Source organism: Flavobacterium sp. Leaf359, assembly GCF_001423985.1.
Taxonomy (GTDB): domain Bacteria; phylum Bacteroidota; class Bacteroidia; order Flavobacteriales; family Flavobacteriaceae; genus Flavobacterium; species Flavobacterium lindanitolerans.
On the sequence record NZ_LMPW01000012.1, the window covers coordinates 278,729 to 294,787 of the forward strand.

A 16,059-nucleotide genomic window follows, 5' to 3' on the forward strand; every position below is an offset into this window, starting at 1 on the left:
TTTTTTATTGCTCCTGTATACCAAAAGCATTGGTTTTTAGTTCTTTTTTCCAATTTATTTTACGTTTTCCACCAATCGGATAAATTCAGATTTATAGCCTTCTTCGTCATTAGATAATCCCCCTTTTGCCAATTTTTTGATGTCGTTTAAAGATTTATTCGGAATCAGTTTTGAATCTCTTAATTTTAATCCAAACCATGCGACTGCGGCAGAAAATTTAAAATCTTTGGAAGCGGCATTCAATGGGATAGATTTATTCCCGATAACATTTGTCAATTCAATACTTTTTTCACCATCAGGTTTTTTATACCGGAATTTTATGGTTGCCAGTTCATCATTGTAGGATGTATTGTTTTCCTGGGCGTTTGTGTATTTTAAGTCAGGTGTTTTACCGGCAAACTCACTGTTTACTCCAACAGGAATAATTTCATATAAAGCCGTAACGGTGTGGCCACTTCCTAATTCGCCGGCATCAATAGCATCATTGGTAAAATCTTCGGTTTTTAATTTTCGTTTTTCATAACCAATCAGGCGATAAGACTGAACGTGTTTTGGATTAAACTCAATTTGGATTTTTACGTCTTTGGCAATGGCGAAAAGCGTACCCTTGAATTCTTTTCCCAAAAAGCGGTTGGCTTCCTGAATATTGTCGATATACGCATGGTTCCCGTTTCCTTTATTGGCCAGGGTCTGCATTTTACTGTCTTTATAATTTCCCATGCCATAACCCAGGCAGGTAAGGAAAACACCTGATTTCCTTTTTTCTTCGATAAGCGTTTCCATGTCGGCATTGGATGATTTTCCAACATTAAAATCACCGTCTGTTGCCAGAATAACCCTGTTGTTTCCGTTTTTGATAAAATTTTCCTGTGCTGTTTTATACGCCAACTCAATTCCTTCGCCACCTGCCGTACTGCCGCCAGCATTTAGTTTCTCCAAAGCATCAATAATGGTCTTTTTGTCGTCTACGGAAGTAGGAGGTAAAACCATTCCGGCAGCTCCGGCATACACTACAATAGAAACCTTATCCTCTTTTCTCAGTTCATTAACCAGAATTTTTAGTGACTGTTTTAGCAATGGCAACTTGTTCTCTTCATCCATAGAGCCGGAAACATCAATCAAAAACACTAAATTGGAAGCCGGTAGCTTTTCAGTTGGGATAATTTTTCCCTGCAATCCTATTTTCAATAATTTGTGTTTCGGATTCCATGGTGCATCGCTGTATTCTGTTTGTATAGAAAACGGGTCTTCTCCTTTTGGCTGTTCATAGCTGTATTTAAAGAAGTTGACCATTTCTTCAACACGCACTGCATTTTTGGGTACTTCCTGGCCATTATTGATAAATCGGCGGATGTTGGTATAAGAGGCATTATCCACGTCAATAGAAAAAGTAGAAAGCGGTTCGCTCTTAGGATTTTCAAACGGATTTTCAACAAACGGATTATAGTCTTCTGTATGTTCATCCGTTTTATAAACTTCGGTATTTTTCTTTTGTTTTAATTCCCGAAGTTTTTTTCTTAATTCTCTTTTAGAAAGTTTTTGATTAGTACCATTTTTAGTCTTAATTACGATTACTCCATTAATACCCCTATTGCCATAAATAGCTGTTGCCGAAGCATCTTTTAAAACAGTGATTTCTTCAATATTGTTTTGAGTGAGCTTTCTCAAACCTTCTTCATCCACAGGCATGCCATCTACAATATACAATGGCTCATTATTGTCATTAACAGATCCAATACCTCTAATAACAATAGAGGTGTCTCCGCCGGGTTGTCCGCTTCCGGTACCTATGTTCAAACCGGTAACTGCCCCTTGTAACGATTGGATGGTAGGATTACTGTTTTTGTCTCCATCTCTATAAAGTTTGTTATCCGTTGAATTATTTTGAGCTATATATCCGTTTGCAAAAGAATCTGTTGGAGCCAATGCAGCTTCTTTTTTAGACCTGCGTCTTGATTCATTTAATTTTACTGCGGCTGATGATTTTGTTCTTTTTGTAGAAGTATATCCGGTTACAATTACTTCGCTAAGCATTCCGGAGCTTTCTGATAGCGCAATATCCAATCTGGATTGATCTTTAACGGAAACAGTTGTTGATTTATAGCCCACAAAAGAGAAAGCCAGTTGTTCGTTAGGATTAACCGCAATGCTATATTTTCCGTCAAAATCAGTCTGGGTGCCGCGGGTTGTTCCTTTAACAACTACATTAACGCCAGGCAAAGGCAAATTTTGACCGTCAACTACGGTTCCTATTACAGTTTTTTCATTTGTAACCGGATCGGTTTTAGTTTCGGCAACAATAATTTTTGCCTCTTTAAGTATTTCTGCTTTTGGCTCGGCCTGTGTTATTTCTACCCCGGCTATTTCTGTAGCTTTACTATAGACTTCCTCTGTTTCTTTGGTGTCTTCAGCAACTGCCACAGCATCATCTGTTTTTATACTGACAGCCTTACTTTTAATAATTTTAGAAGTTTTAGTTTCTGTCTTTTCAGGTTTTACAGTAATATCAGAATTGTCAACAACGGCTTCTTTTTCAGAATTAGAAATCGTGTTTTCTTTTTCCTGGGTTACAATCGGATTTTTTGGAGTGTCGATTGTAGTTTCGTCTGTTTTTAGAAATTGATAGCCTAAAGAAAAGAACAGAAGAAGCGAAGCAGCAATCCCGATTTTTTTCCAAAGCGCTATTGTTTTTTTATCGTCTTTCTTATCCAGCTTTTCTTCAACACGGTTCCAGACTTTTTCCATAGCCGGAAAGTCTTTCGTCTCTGCCTTTTTTGAGGCATCTTTGAATTGTTCGAATATTTTATCTTGATTTTCCATCACTATTTTGCTTTTTGATAATAAAGGTTATTGACCAGTTCTTTTAGTTTGGTCTTCGCGACATTCAGTTGTGATTTAGACGTTCCTTCTGAAATATCAAGCGTTTTGGCAATCTCTTTGTGAGAATAGCCCTCAATGGCAAAAAGGTTGAAAATGGTTCGGCATCCTTCGGGAATAAAATTCAATAGGTTAAGCAGATCTTCTTCCTCCAGATCGGTCATGTGATTTGTAATCGGCTGTGAAATGATTTTCACGTCGTCAAGATACATGTTGAAGTTGATGTTTTTCTTAAGCGACAGTAAGCATTGATTGACCGCAATTTTTCTGGCCCAGGCTTCAAAAGCCCGGACTTCCTTCAATTGATCGATTTTCGTGAAAATAGTGTAAAAAGCATCGGCCAACGCTTCTTCTATTTCTTCCTCTTTTTTCAGGTACCGCTTGCAAGTCCGGTACAGCTTAGGAGCCAAAAGCTCATACACCTGACGCTGTGCGTCCCGTTGCATTTTTCTGCAGGCTGTAATTAGTTTTTCGTCTATCACAATAAATGTCTTTCCTGTATAGAGAGAGAAAAAGATAAAAAGGTTGGAATGAGGTGGGAAAATTTTTGATTTATGATGTAAGATTTATGATGTAAGATTTATGATGTAAGATTTATGATATAAGATTTATGATATAAGATTTATGATGTAAGATTTATGATATAAGATTTATGATATAAGGTTTATGATTTATGCCTACCTAAAATCTAAAATCTGAAATCTAAAATCTAAAACCTAATGTCACTTATCCAAAGTAAGCTTATATATATCCGACTTCAAGTCTTCATTGTCTTTATCCTCACAAAGCAAAAATTCAATGGTCTTATCGTTTTCTTTGTAAACCGTCAGTCCTTCAAATTTGTGGGTGTCGGTTATCTTTTGGGTAAAATCTATTTTCATTTTTTCAATGTCCAGTCTGCCAATAAATGTTCCCAGAACGGCACCATCGTCATAAGTTGACTTGGTATTTTCGACAGTCGCTAAAAAGTAAATTTTTCCATCAACGCGGACGGCATCTGTAAAAGAACTTTGTATACCCTTTATTTTGGGCAGTTTATAAGAATTATATAAAACTGAAAAATCATCTGTCAGGTTATTTCCGCCAATAGTAAAAATTCCGTTTTTACCGGAAGCACCGTTGCCTCTGTTAAAAAGAAACCAGTTTTCACCATTGTAAACAGCACCTTCAATATTAAAATCTTCCGGTTTTGTATTTCCAAAACTTTGCATCACCAGATAGAGGTCTGTCAAATCGGTTTCTTTAATTTTTTCCTTTTTGTCTACATCAAAATGTATCATCCTGTTTCGGTTTTCGGTAGAACCGGAACCAAAAATATAGCAATCTTCTCCAAAGCCGGCAATAGATTCAAAATCGGGCTTTTGGGCTTTAGGGATATTTTCAGCAGGTGTGCCCGTTGGCATTTCTATGATTTTGTGCGATTCCAGACTTTTACTATCCATATTGTATTCATAGAGCACACTGCTGTTATCGGAAATTATGAAAAGCGAATTGTCTCTAAAAACTAATCCTGAGGCGGAACCTATTCCGATAATCTGAAATAATAATTCAAGCTTAAATTTTTGCATGGTCTGTTTTTCTTTGAAGAAGTATTGAAAATGTGGTTTGGAAATAAATTTACAGTTAGAACGCGGATTCTTAGGATAAATATATACATTTATGTAAAATAATATCCTATGAGAACGATAAATACAGACGATTTCAAAATTACCGGCCCAATAAAACTGTCCCAGCTGCCTACGTTTATAGACCTCAAAGCTACAAAAGACAAAATAAAGGATGCTCTTGATGAGACGCGTGAAGCCTTAAGTGATTTGCAGGATAAAATGTACGCCCATAACCGTTACAGTGTTCTGGTTTGTCTTCAGGGAATGGACACTTCCGGCAAGGACAGCCTGATTCGGGAAGTTTTTAGGGAATTTAATGCAAGGGGAGTAGTGGTGCATAGTTTTAAAACGCCTACTTCTGCCGAACTGGAACACGACTATTTATGGAGGCATTATATTGCTTTGCCTGAAAAAGGAAAGTTTGCTGTGTTTAACAGGACACATTATGAAAATGTTCTGGTCACGCGGGTCCATCCGGAATATATCCTAAACGAAAATCTGCCTGGAATTGAAGCTGTTGAAGATATTCCGAAAGATTTTTGGAAAAAGCGAATGAAGCAAATCGCCCATTTCGAGAATCATATAGCTGAAAATGGAACGATTGTTTTGAAGTTTTTCCTGCATTTGAGCAAGGAAGAACAAAGACAGCGTCTTTTAAGGCGACTTGAAAAAGAAAAGCACAACTGGAAATTTTCGCCCGACGATTTAAAAGAAAGAGGTTTCTGGGATGATTATCAACGCTATTATGAAGAAGCCATTAATGAAACATCTAAAGAAAAAGCACCTTGGTATGTAATACCGGCAGACGATAAGGATGCCTGTCGTTTGCTTTTGGCAAAAGTAATATGGGACGTTTTGTCACAGCACAAAGACATAAAATATCCTGAATTGGAAGACAAGGTCAAAGACAATATGTCGTTTTATAAAAACGAACTGACCAATGAACACTAAAAATAAAAAAGCCTTGATAATTCAAGGCTTTTTTTATATAAAAAAATTAAAGTCTAAATCCGTAGGCCAGACGTAATGCCAATTGGCCGACTCCTTCGCCATTTTCTCTTGGAAAATCATTATAGTATTCATAACGAATGCTGGCATCAAAGTATTTATTGGCATAACCAATTCCAGGTGATAGTAATAAGCTGGTCTTATCATAATCATTAGTTACAGGAATGGCGGCTCCAAGTTCGCCAAGCACATAAAAACGATTTTCCCAAACAAAAGCTTTAAAACCGGCTTTGGCAGGAATGAAACCCAAATCAGGAATATCATCTCCTATAAACAAATTGGTAAATCCGGTAGTAAACGTAATCGAATACCTTTGATTCAGGTCATACTGAATTCTGGCATCGGCTCCTAATGAAAAATCATAAGGGTCATCAAAAATAAAACCTCCGTTAATTCCAAACCCTAAACGAAACCCTTGGTCATAATTTTCAGTAGCGCCAATTGCAGAAGTGGTTTCCTGGGCCGACATAGTAGCTGTCGTTAGAACCGTAGAGCAAAGTAAAAATAAGCCGGTAATTGATTTCAAAATTTTCATAGATCAGGTTTTAAAAGTTATTACTATAAATTTAACAATAATAACGCCACTCCTCCAAATGTTAATTTTTAAAGTATTGTTAAAAGGTTAATATCCGGATAAGGCTTTGATTGCAAGTGAATTGTAATATTTGTGAAATTTTTCCTAAAAAAATTAAATATTTTTAAAAGTGTGGAATTGTAGGATATGGTGCTATCTTTGCCACACAATTTTCTACACAATCGTGAACTTACAACAATACACCAAAGAATTTTCATATAACCTGAAATTAGCTTACCCTATTATTTTGGGTATGCTTGGCCATACACTAATAGGAATAGTCGATAATATAATGGTAGGCAAATTGGGTGCTGCCGAATTAGCTGCCGTTTCACTTGGAAACAGCTTTATTTTTATTGCAATTTCCTTAGGTATTGGTTTCTCGACAGCTATTACGCCTATCATTGCGCAGGCTGATGCAGAAAAGGATAATATAAAGATAAGGTCGGCTTTTCACCACGGTTTATTTTTGTGTGGCATCTTAGGACTCACATTGTTTGGCGTTATCGTATTGGCAAAGCCGCTAATGTATTATATGGGGCAACCAGATGAGGTTATTGCTTTGGCAAAGCCGTATATTGATTGGGTCGCTTTTTCTTTAATCCCGATGGTTATTTACCAGGGATACAAACAATTTGCAGACGGGCTTTCAATGACAAAATATTCGATGTATGCCATTATTATGGCTAATGTTGTGCACGTGGTGTTGAACTACCTGCTCATATATGGAATATGGTTTTTTCCGCGTATGGGCATTATTGGTGCGGCACTGGGAACAGTTATTTCCAGAATTATGATGGTGGTGTTTATGCACATCATTTTATCTAAAAATGAAAAGCTGACAGCCTATTTCCAAAATTTCAGTTTTCAGGAACTTAAAAAATCCATGCTTAAAAAAATCATCGGTCTTGGATTGCCTTCGGCTATGCAGATGTTTTTTGAGGTAGCACTTTTCACAGCTGCTATCTGGCTTTCGGGGTCTTTGGGTAAAATCAGCCAGGCCGCCAACCAGATTGCTTTAAGTTTGGCTTCGGCAACTTTTATGTTTGCGATGGGATTGAGCGTAACCGCCATGATTCGTGTGAGCAACCAGAAAGGATTGAAAGACTATAAAAAACTGCTGGTAGTTGCCCGTTCGATTTTTCTTCTGGCAATTATCATTGAGGTCGTATTTGCAATAGGATTTGTACTTTTCCATCAATTCTTACCGCATTTGTTCCTCAATATGGAAAACAGCGCCTTGCTTATTGACAATGAAGAAGTAATAGCTATTGCTGCCAAACTATTACTGGTGGCTGCCGTGTTCCAGATTTCAGACGGAATACAGGTAGTAGTATTAGGAGCATTAAGAGGACTGCAGGATGTAAAAGTACCAATGTATATTACATTTGCCGCCTATTGGGTAGTAGGGTTTCCGGTTTCGTACTATTTAGGAAAACATACAGACCTTAAGGCAACAGGAATCTGGATAGGTCTTCTGGCAGGTTTGACTGTTGCAGCGGTATTTTTGTATATTCGCTTTAATTATCTCACAAAAAAAATGATAAAAGAGGCTGCCGTCGAAACAGCAATCTAAAATCATAAATCTAAAATCATAAATCTAAAATCATAAATCTAAAATCATAAATCCAAACAATATGGAACTACCAAAATTTTTATTAGGCGACAATACTGATTTCCCGGATGATATCTTTGTTATCCATATGGACTATCCAAGGTTTATTATTAATCTAAAAGACGATGAAGTTGAGTTTCTGGAAGAAGCAGAAGACCTTGACGAAGGGGAATTAAATCAGGTAATGGAAGGCCTGATTACAGAAGCAAATGAGTTTTATGACAGGGAAGTGGGGAGATATGAGGAATAGTTGAGAGTGGATAGTTGAAAGTTGAAAGTGGATAGTTTTGTGAGTTTGATAAATAAATATGTTTAGTCAAATATATTTATGATAGCATCCGAAATCAAAAATCTGAAATCAAAAATCTAAAATCCCAAATTAAACTAACGAAAATACTTTTCCAACAAAACAGAAGCGGCGGCAAACGGTGAAATTTCATTGTCATGCACCGCTTTTTTATTTTCTTCAAGCAGGCTCTTTATTTCCGGATGCTCAAAGAAATGGGTTTTCAGTTGTTCATTAATTGTTTCCATTAGCCAATGCTGATTCTGGTCTTTTCTTCTTTCATTAAAATAATCGTTACCTTTTGTAAGAGTCAGATATTCTGAAATCATTTTCCAGATTTCGGCAATGCCGTCATGTGTAATAGCGCTGCAAGTGGTGACTTTAGGCTGCCAACCTGAGCTTTTTGCCGGAAACAGATGCAATGCTCTATTAAATTCGGTCTTGGCCATTTTGGCTTTTTTGATGTTGTCACCATCTGCTTTGTTGATGACTATGGCATCTGCCATTTCCATAATGCCTCTTTTGATTCCCTGAAGTTCGTCACCGGCGCCTGCAATTTTCAAAAGCAGGAAGAAATCCACCATGCTGTGAACGGCAGTTTCGCTTTGTCCTACGCCTACAGTTTCAATAATGATGGTGTCAAATCCGCAGGCTTCGCATAAAATAATGGTTTCACGCGTTTTCCTGGCCACACCACCAAGCGTTTCTCCGGAAGCCGAAGGCCTGATGTAGGCATTTTCGTCCTTGACCAGTTCTTCCATACGGGTTTTGTCGCCTAAGATACTTCCGTGTGAAATGGTACTGCTGGGATCGACTGCCAATACGGCCACTTTTTTACCGGTTGCGGTTAGATAACGGCCAAAGGCTTCAATAAAAGTACTCTTACCGACACCAGGAACTCCCGTAATCCCGATTCTGACCGAATTATTGGCATGCGGAAGACAGTCCTGGATGATTTCATTGGCTTTTTCAAGATGTTTGGGCTGTGTACTTTCCACCAAAGTTATAGCACGGCTCAACGAAATTTTATCGCCTTTTAAAATCCCGTCAATTAATTCTTGTGCTGAAGGTTGCTTCTTTCGGAATTGTATGATTTGGGCAACTGAATTTTTGCCAACGCTTTCGGGTTGGCTGATTCCTTCTTTTTCTTTTAGCGCAGATTTATGTGGACCGGATTTAGACACTATAGCAATTTTGAAAGGTAAAAGTAATGAAAACAAAAACAGTTTCAAAAAGACGAAGCTTAAAGAAACTGTTTTTGGGTATTGAATTGCGGAGTGTTAATAGGCAGCCGTGAATCGAACCTGATGATGTTTTGGGTTTTCAATTTCGTCAGCAATGACAACAGCCAAATCTTCAGCAGATAAGATGCTTCTCTGGTTTTCATCAAAAACAGGATTATCCAAACCAAGACGGTAGTTACCGGTTCTTCCGGTTGTGATTCCCTGGTGCATTTCAAAAGCCGGGCTAAAAAAGGCCCAGTCCAGCTCTTTTTCTTCTTTAAGAATGTTGAGGTAATCTCGGGCAGCACTTGCTCCGGCGTGATATTCTTTTGGAAAATCGGGAGTATCTACAGCCTGTAACCCGGGAGCTACAAAAAGGCTTCCGGCTCCTCCAATAGTAATAAATCTTTTTACACCAGAAAGCTTTACAGCTTCCTGTATCGCTTTAGAGCCTGCTATAAAATCATCATAGATATTCGGGTTGGTCCATCCGGAATTATAGGCACTTACAACGGCATCATGTCCTTTTAAGATTTGCGCCAATTCCTGAATATTGAATATGTCTGCTGCAACATATTTTACATTTTGGATGTCGGATTTTTTCCCGTTTCTTGAAATTGCTGTTATTTCATGATGACGGTTGGCCAGTTCGGCGGTAATTTTTGAGCCTACAAATCCAGTGGCTCCAATAATTGCGATTTTCATAATAGTATATGTTTTAAAAGTAATAAAAAAAGTTACAGTTTAGTTTAAAAAAATAGCTAGAACTTATCTGAGAATTCAGTCAGTGAAATCGTACCTAATTGCTTGATTATTTTATCGTTAATGTCTTCATATAGTTCGTCCAATTTTTTATTGATGTTTTTTCCAACCGGACAATCCGGATTTGGGTCATTTTTAGAATAGCCCAAAGTCACTTTTTCAAAAGTTATTTTGAAAATGTCATCAAGGTTAATCTTCGCAGGAGGTTTTAATAATTTTGTTCCGCCATTTTTTCCTTCTTTGCTTTCTACAATATTGTGTTTTTTGAGGTTGGCAATTTCTTTTCGAATCAGTACCGGATGCAGGTTCATGCTCCCTGCCAGGAATTCTGAGGAAAGATATTCGTCAGGAAACTTAGACAGAAGGGTCAGGATATGAAGCGTTATTGCAAACTTGCCGGAAATCATACTGTAATAAAATATGTTACAAATTTATAACGATTTTATTTCTTAACAAATATTTTGGCTTTTTTTTATGATTCCGGGATGACTGATAAATTGTAGGTAATGCCGTAAATTTGCACTGTTTTCATCAATCAAAAAAAACAAAAGACGGGATAGGTCTCAAACCTCCGTAATTTGAATATAAAAATGGATAGTATTATCTTGTTGTTTTTGTGCCTGCTGGTAGGATTTGTACTGCAAAGAGCTAAAAATTTTCCGGCGAATTCGCATCAGGTATTGAACCAGTTCGTGATTTATATCTCATTGCCGGCTCTGGCATTATTCTATATTCCTAAGATTGAAATAAGTTCCAAACTTTTATTTCCATTGGGAATAGCCTGGCTGGGATTTTTATTTTCTTTTCTGTTTTTTTCGGTATTGGGAAGTTATTTCAAATGGTCGAGAAAATTAGTGGGTTGCCTTATTCTGATGGGTGGTTTAGGAAATACGGCTTTTGTTGGTTTTCCCGTAATAGAGGCTTTATATGGCAAAGAAGGAATGGAAACGGCTATAATTGTAGACCAGCCCGGTACGTTCGTAGTCATGGCAACTTTAGGGATTATTGTAGCATCGCTCTATTCAAGAGGTACTCCAAATCCCAAAGAAATTGTTTCAAAAATTTTGCTTTTTCCTCCTTTTCTGGCCTTTTTTGCAGCTTTGCTGATGAATGTCTTGGATGCCGATTTTAATGAAAACCTACAATTGGTTTTTCAGCGATTAGGAAGTACGGTAACACCAATAGCGCTTGTAGCGGTAGGTTTACAGATAAAAATACAGGAAAAAAGCAGGCATTGGAATTTTTTGGTTTTGGGATTGTTTTTCAAACTGATGATTACTCCGGCATTTTTTTATGTCTTATATAAAATAATTTTTAACGGAAACGGAATCGAAACAGATGTTGCAATATTGGAGTCGGCTATGGCACCCATGATTACAGCATCAATCATTGCTTCAAATTATGGGCTCAAGCCTAAGCTGAGCAGTATGATGATTGGCATTGGTATTCCGCTTTCGTTTATAACATTGGCCTTTTGGTATTGGGTCCTAATTACTTTTTAAAAAATATGAAAGCAACAGATTTGAATTTTCAAGCTCAGGATAATAAGGAAGTAGCGCAAAAAACGGTCTATTCCATTCTTTTCTCCATAGCTTTTGCACATATGCTGAATGATTTGCTTCAGGCAGTTATTCCATCCGTTTATCCCATATTAAAAGAAAGCTATAAGCTGTCATTTACGCAGATAGGACTGATTACTTTTGCCTATCAGATGGCAGCTTCAATCCTGCAGCCGTTTGTAGGGTTTTATACAGACAAAAAGCCACAGCCTTATTCGCAGATTTACGGAATGCTTTTTACCTTATCAGGAATTATCCTGCTGTCTTATGCCTCGAATTTTTATGTTATCATACTTTCGGTAATTCTGGTAGGGATAGGTTCCTCCATTTTCCATCCGGAAGCTTCCCGAATTTCATTTCTGGCTTCAGGAGGTAAACGCGGACTGGCACAGTCGGTTTTTCAATTAGGAGGAAATGCCGGTACGGCTATAGGGCCTTTATTGGTGGCGTTGCTGGTAGTGCCAAATTCACAGCGCTATATTTTGTTTTTCGTGATAATTGCCACTCTTGCATTGTTAGTTCTGGGCAGGATTGCACGCTGGTATGACAATCATCTTACTTTAAGGGCTAAGAAAAAAATAGAAGTCGTTTTGCCGGATTTGTCAAAAAAAAGGATTGTCCTTACTGTCATCATTTTGCTGGTATTAATCTTTTCGAAGTTTTTCTACATGGCCAGCATGTCCAGCTATTTTACGTTCTATCTGATTGAAAAATTTAATGTCTCTGTTCAGGATGCCCAATTCCACCTTTTCCTGTTTTTGGCTTCCTGTGCTTTAGGAACATTGTTAGGAGGACCGTTAGGCGATAAGTTTGGTCGAAAATATGTGATCTGGTTTTCGGTTCTGGGAGCGGCTCCGTTTGCGTTATTCCTGCCTTATGCCGATTTGTTTTGGACCGGTATTTTGTCTGTGGTTATAGGAATCATCATTTCTTCTGCTTTTCCCGCAATTCTGGTATACGCACAAGAACTATTGCCTAAAAAACTGGGCATGGTTTCCGGCCTTTTTTATGGTTTTGCTTTCGGAATGGGCGGCCTTGGGTCGGCATTGTTAGGCTACACGGCAGACCATATTGGAATTGAAGCCGTATATAAAATTTGTGCTTATTTGCCACTGATTGGAATTATTGCCTTATTCCTTCCAAACCTCAAGAAGAAAAAGTAAGCTGCCTGCCATTTTTATCTTGTTAATTTTTTGTAAATTTATAGGACGTGAAACCCATAAATTACAGCTATTATGATGAAAATTTTTAGCACGGCCCAAAACAAGAATCTTTCCAATATCATGCTTTTTGTTGTGAGGGCTACGGTGAGCAGCTTTATGCTGGTGCATGGTGTGGAAAAATTTGATACGCTTTATGCAGGTGGGCCATTTGAATTTCCAGATCCTTTGGGAGTAGGCCCGGCAACATCGCTATCATTGGCGGTATTTGCCGAAGTTTTGTGTTCGGGATTGCTATTGGTCGGATTTGCAACACGCCTGGTAACGATTCCGCTGATTATCACGATGTATTTTGCGGTTTTCGTAATCCACGGATCACACGGTTTTGAAAAACAGGAACTGGGCGGATTGTATCTTCTGATTTATGTCCTTTTACTGATAACAGGAAGCGGAAAGTACTCCGTAGATCATTTTATTTATAAAAGAACCAGACCCGAAAAACCTTAATTTTATTTGAGACAAAACCTTTTTGGGCATTATAAAGCAATCAAATAAATAGTATTTTTGAATTCTTAATGATTTTGAAATTGCTATCATGAAAACCGAACTGCTTTCCAAAGAAGTAATCAGCAGGCTACAGCAAATTGTTGGCCCGTCTTTTCTTTTTTTAGATGAAGAAACCCGAAATAATTATGGGCGTGACGAAACCGAAGATTATGTCTTTCCTCCGGGTGTAGTGCTGAAACCTGCTTCTGCCGAAGAAATTTCGGCTATCCTAAAGCTGGCTAATGACTATAAAATTCCCGTAACTCCAATTGGAGGTAAAACAGGATTGAGTGGTGGTGCTTTGAGTATTCATCAGGGTATTGGACTTTCGATGGAACGTTTCAATAAAATCCTTCATATTGACGAGCAGAATCTTCAGGTTATGGTTGAGCCGGGCGTGGTAACGCAGACGCTGCAGGAAGCCGTTCTGGAAAAAGGATTGTTTTATCCGCCCGACCCGAGCAGTCGCGGTAGCTGTTTTATTGGCGGAAACGTTGCCGAAAATGCCGGTGGAGCAAGAGCTGTAAAGTATGGCGTAACCAAAGATTATGTTTTGAACCTTGAAGTGGTATTGCCAACAGGAGAGATTGTGTGGACAGGAGCGAATACGCTAAAAAATTCAACAGGCTATAATCTGACGCAATTAATGGTCGGTAGTGAAGGCACATTAGGTGTTATTACCAAAATTGTGATGAAGCTGTTGCCTAAAAATACGCATAATGTGCTAATGCTTGTTCCGTTTTTTAATTCCAGCCAGGCTTGTGAAGCAGTGGCTCAGATTTTTAAGGCCGGAATAACACCAAGCGCTCTGGAATTTATGGAGCGTGACGCTATTGACTGGACATTGCGTTTTATTGATGGTGTCAGTCTGAACATTAAAGATGAGGTTGAGGCGCATTTGTTGATTGAAGTCGATGGAAATTATCAGGACGTGCTGTTTTCTGAAGCCGAAAAAATTACAGAGGTTCTGGAACAATTTGCCATTGATGAAATTCTTTTTGCAGATTCCGAAGACCAGAAAAATGCATTATGGAAATTGAGAAGAGCGGTGGCAGAAGCCGTAAAATCGAATTCGGTTTATAAGGAAGAAGATACGGTTGTGCCACGATATGAACTTCCAAGGCTTTTGGAAGGTATAAAATCTATCGGAAATAAATATGGCTTTAAGTCGGTTTGTTATGGACATGCAGGCGATGGCAACCTCCATGTGAATATAGTCAAGGGTGATATGTCTGATGAAGACTGGAAGACTGAAATTCCGAAAGGAATCCGTGAGATTTTTGAACTGACGGTTTCGCTCAAAGGAACCTTGTCTGGCGAACATGGTATTGGCTATGTGCAGAAAAACTACATGGATATTGCTTTTTCACCAGCGCAATTGTTATTGATGAAGAACATTAAAAATTGTTTTGACCCGAATAATATCCTAAACCCTGGCAAAGTATTACCGGATTCTATATAAAAAAAGGAGCTTCATTTGAAGCTCCTTTTTTTATATGTTAGCCGATTTTGCTTTCGGCAGTAATCGGTTAGCCAGTTTTCCAATAGTAAGGCCTTGTACAATTATAGAAAATACAACTACAAAATAAGTAATCGCCACAATGATTTTTTTATGAGGGCCTTCTGCAATGGATAGTGCCAGAGCGATGGAAACACCGCCACGGAGTCCGCCCCATACCATTATTTTTATGGTTGAAGATTCAAATTTCTTTTTAAAAGGAATGATTTTCGTTGGAATCCAAATTGATATAAGTCGACAGAGTAGTACAATGAAGATACAAATCAATCCAATAGACCAGAAGCTTAGGATATTTGGGATTAACAATAACTCAAAACCGATAAAAAGGAAAAGAATAGCGTTGAGAATCTCATCAATCAATTCCCAAAATTTATTCAGGTAGTCTTTGGTAGTGGCAGACATAGCTGTCTTTTTTCCGTAATTTCCAATAATGATTCCTGCTGCAACCATGGTCAATGGTCCGGAAATATGCATGGCCTGAGCAATCAGATAACCGCCCATAACAACCGATAAGGTAATCAATACGGACACTTTATAATCGTCTACTTTTCGCATGGCTTTGCTGGACTGTATACCCAAAATCGTTCCAAGAATAAATCCACCCAAAGCTTCCCTGATGAGCAGCCATGAAACGTGAGGTAATGAGAAATCGCTTGCCGGGTCTTGTGCCAATTTTAAGATTACGGCAAAAACCACAACCGCGACACCGTCATTAAACAGAGATTCTCCCGCAATTTTTGTTTCCAGTGATTTTGGAACTTTGGCATCTTTCAGTATGCTGAGTACGGCAATAGGATCTGTAGGCGAAATCAGGGCTCCAAAAAGCAAACAGTAAATAAACGGAAGGTCTATATGGAGCAGGTCTGTAACAAAGTCCAGAATAAGTCCGATGGCCAGTGCCGATATTAATACGCTAATCGTTGAAAAAACCATGACAGGACCGCGCTGTTCACGCAAATCTTTAAGATTGACATGAATAGCACCCGCAAACAAAAGGAAGTTTAGCATGGCACCCATCAATACTTCCGTAAAATCAAATTCTGAAAACAGTTTTGAAAAGTTTGTAAATGTTTCCGGAAAAATATTACCGGTTACTACCAGAATGATGGAACTTATCATGGCAATGATCATGATTCCGATGGTGGCAGGCAGCTTTAGGAAACGGATGTTAAGATAGGCAAAAAATGATGCGAGTACGATTAGGACTGAAAAGGAGTAGTATAATTCCATAAGTTGATTTTGGCATTTTTACAAATATAAAAAACGAGAGCAAAAACAGGGGCTCATTGCAGTTTTTTGACAAAATTTTGGCAAAAAAAAAAA

15 protein-coding genes are annotated in these 16,059 nt (G+C 38.1%); 7 read left to right on the forward strand and 8 right to left on the reverse strand.

The genetic code is table 11. The features are described from left to right. Nucleotides 1-54 precede the first annotated feature (54 nt). The 3 genes from ASG38_RS09515 to ASG38_RS09525 form a co-directional block, all read right to left on the reverse strand. Entirely contained in the window at nucleotides 55-2,820 is a 2,766-nt protein-coding gene (locus tag ASG38_RS09515; protein ID WP_369814311.1) for a von Willebrand factor type A domain-containing protein, read from the reverse strand. Nucleotides 2,821-2,822: 2 nt separating this feature from the next. Beyond that, the gene (locus ASG38_RS09520; protein WP_056071381.1) at nucleotides 2,823-3,323 is read right to left on the reverse strand and encodes an RNA polymerase sigma factor; all 501 of its coding nucleotides are present in this window, start codon (nucleotides 3,321-3,323) and stop codon (nucleotides 2,823-2,825) included. A gap of 276 nt (nucleotides 3,324-3,599) precedes the next feature. Further along, complete coding sequence (locus tag ASG38_RS09525; RefSeq protein ID WP_056069739.1) at nucleotides 3,600-4,445, reverse strand: hypothetical protein; 846 nt, start codon at nucleotides 4,443-4,445, stop codon at nucleotides 3,600-3,602. Between the two features lie 108 nt (nucleotides 4,446-4,553). On the opposite strand from ASG38_RS09525, the gene ASG38_RS09530 reads away from it, so the two are divergent. Next, nucleotides 4,554-5,435 (forward strand): PPK2 family polyphosphate kinase, encoded by an 882-nt coding sequence (locus tag ASG38_RS09530; protein WP_056069743.1) that lies wholly within the window; start codon nucleotides 4,554-4,556, stop codon nucleotides 5,433-5,435. Nucleotides 5,436-5,481: 46 nt separating this feature from the next. Here the strand turns inward: ASG38_RS09530 and ASG38_RS09535 are convergent, their stop codons facing one another. Next, nucleotides 5,482-6,027, reverse strand: a complete 546-nt coding sequence (locus ASG38_RS09535) for a hypothetical protein (protein ID WP_056069745.1) — start codon at nucleotides 6,025-6,027, stop codon at nucleotides 5,482-5,484. 223 nt (nucleotides 6,028-6,250) lie between these two features. Between ASG38_RS09535 and ASG38_RS09540 the strand changes: the two genes are divergently transcribed. Both ASG38_RS09540 and ASG38_RS09545 read left to right on the forward strand, forming a co-directional pair. Next, nucleotides 6,251-7,642, forward strand: coding sequence for an MATE family efflux transporter (locus tag ASG38_RS09540; protein WP_056069747.1), 1,392 nt, complete (start codon nucleotides 6,251-6,253; stop codon nucleotides 7,640-7,642). A gap of 61 nt (nucleotides 7,643-7,703) precedes the next feature. Then, the gene (locus ASG38_RS09545; RefSeq protein WP_056069751.1) at nucleotides 7,704-7,931 is read left to right on the forward strand and encodes a hypothetical protein; all 228 of its coding nucleotides are present in this window, start codon (nucleotides 7,704-7,706) and stop codon (nucleotides 7,929-7,931) included. Nucleotides 7,932-8,065: 134 nt separating this feature from the next. Here ASG38_RS09545 and meaB read toward each other — a convergent pair whose 3' ends face one another. From meaB to ASG38_RS09560, 3 genes are all read right to left on the reverse strand, one after another. Then, the gene (gene meaB / locus ASG38_RS09550; RefSeq protein ID WP_162239688.1) at nucleotides 8,066-9,151 is read right to left on the reverse strand and encodes a methylmalonyl Co-A mutase-associated GTPase MeaB; all 1,086 of its coding nucleotides are present in this window, start codon (nucleotides 9,149-9,151) and stop codon (nucleotides 8,066-8,068) included. Nucleotides 9,152-9,247: 96 nt separating this feature from the next. Then, on the reverse strand, nucleotides 9,248-9,895 hold the full coding sequence (locus ASG38_RS09555; protein ID WP_056069754.1) for an NAD(P)-dependent oxidoreductase: 648 nt from the start codon (nucleotides 9,893-9,895) through the stop codon (nucleotides 9,248-9,250). 56 nt (nucleotides 9,896-9,951) lie between these two features. After that, nucleotides 9,952-10,359, reverse strand: coding sequence for an Rrf2 family transcriptional regulator (locus ASG38_RS09560; RefSeq protein ID WP_056069757.1), 408 nt, complete (start codon nucleotides 10,357-10,359; stop codon nucleotides 9,952-9,954). A 183-nt stretch (nucleotides 10,360-10,542) separates the two neighbouring features. Between ASG38_RS09560 and ASG38_RS09565 the strand changes: the two genes are divergently transcribed. The 4 genes from ASG38_RS09565 (at nucleotide 10,543) to ASG38_RS09580 (ending at nucleotide 14,679) form a co-directional block, all read left to right on the forward strand. Then, nucleotides 10,543-11,454: an AEC family transporter gene (locus ASG38_RS09565; protein ID WP_056069760.1), complete on the forward strand. Its 912-nt coding sequence runs from the start codon at nucleotides 10,543-10,545 to the stop codon at nucleotides 11,452-11,454. A gap of 5 nt (nucleotides 11,455-11,459) precedes the next feature. Continuing rightward, nucleotides 11,460-12,674 carry an MFS transporter gene (locus ASG38_RS09570; RefSeq protein ID WP_056069763.1) on the forward strand — a complete coding sequence of 405 codons (1,215 nt, stop codon included), beginning with the start codon at nucleotides 11,460-11,462 and terminating at the stop codon, nucleotides 12,672-12,674. Between the two features lie 72 nt (nucleotides 12,675-12,746). Further along, entirely contained in the window at nucleotides 12,747-13,178 is a 432-nt protein-coding gene (locus ASG38_RS09575) for a DoxX family protein (RefSeq protein WP_056069766.1), read from the forward strand. Nucleotides 13,179-13,266: 88 nt separating this feature from the next. Then, the gene (locus ASG38_RS09580) at nucleotides 13,267-14,679 is read left to right on the forward strand and encodes an FAD-binding oxidoreductase (protein WP_056069769.1); all 1,413 of its coding nucleotides are present in this window, start codon (nucleotides 13,267-13,269) and stop codon (nucleotides 14,677-14,679) included. A gap of 30 nt (nucleotides 14,680-14,709) precedes the next feature. Here the strand turns inward: ASG38_RS09580 and ASG38_RS09585 are convergent, their stop codons facing one another. After that, entirely contained in the window at nucleotides 14,710-15,966 is a 1,257-nt protein-coding gene (locus ASG38_RS09585) for a sodium:proton antiporter (RefSeq protein ID WP_056069772.1), read from the reverse strand. Nucleotides 15,967-16,059 lie beyond the last annotated feature (93 nt).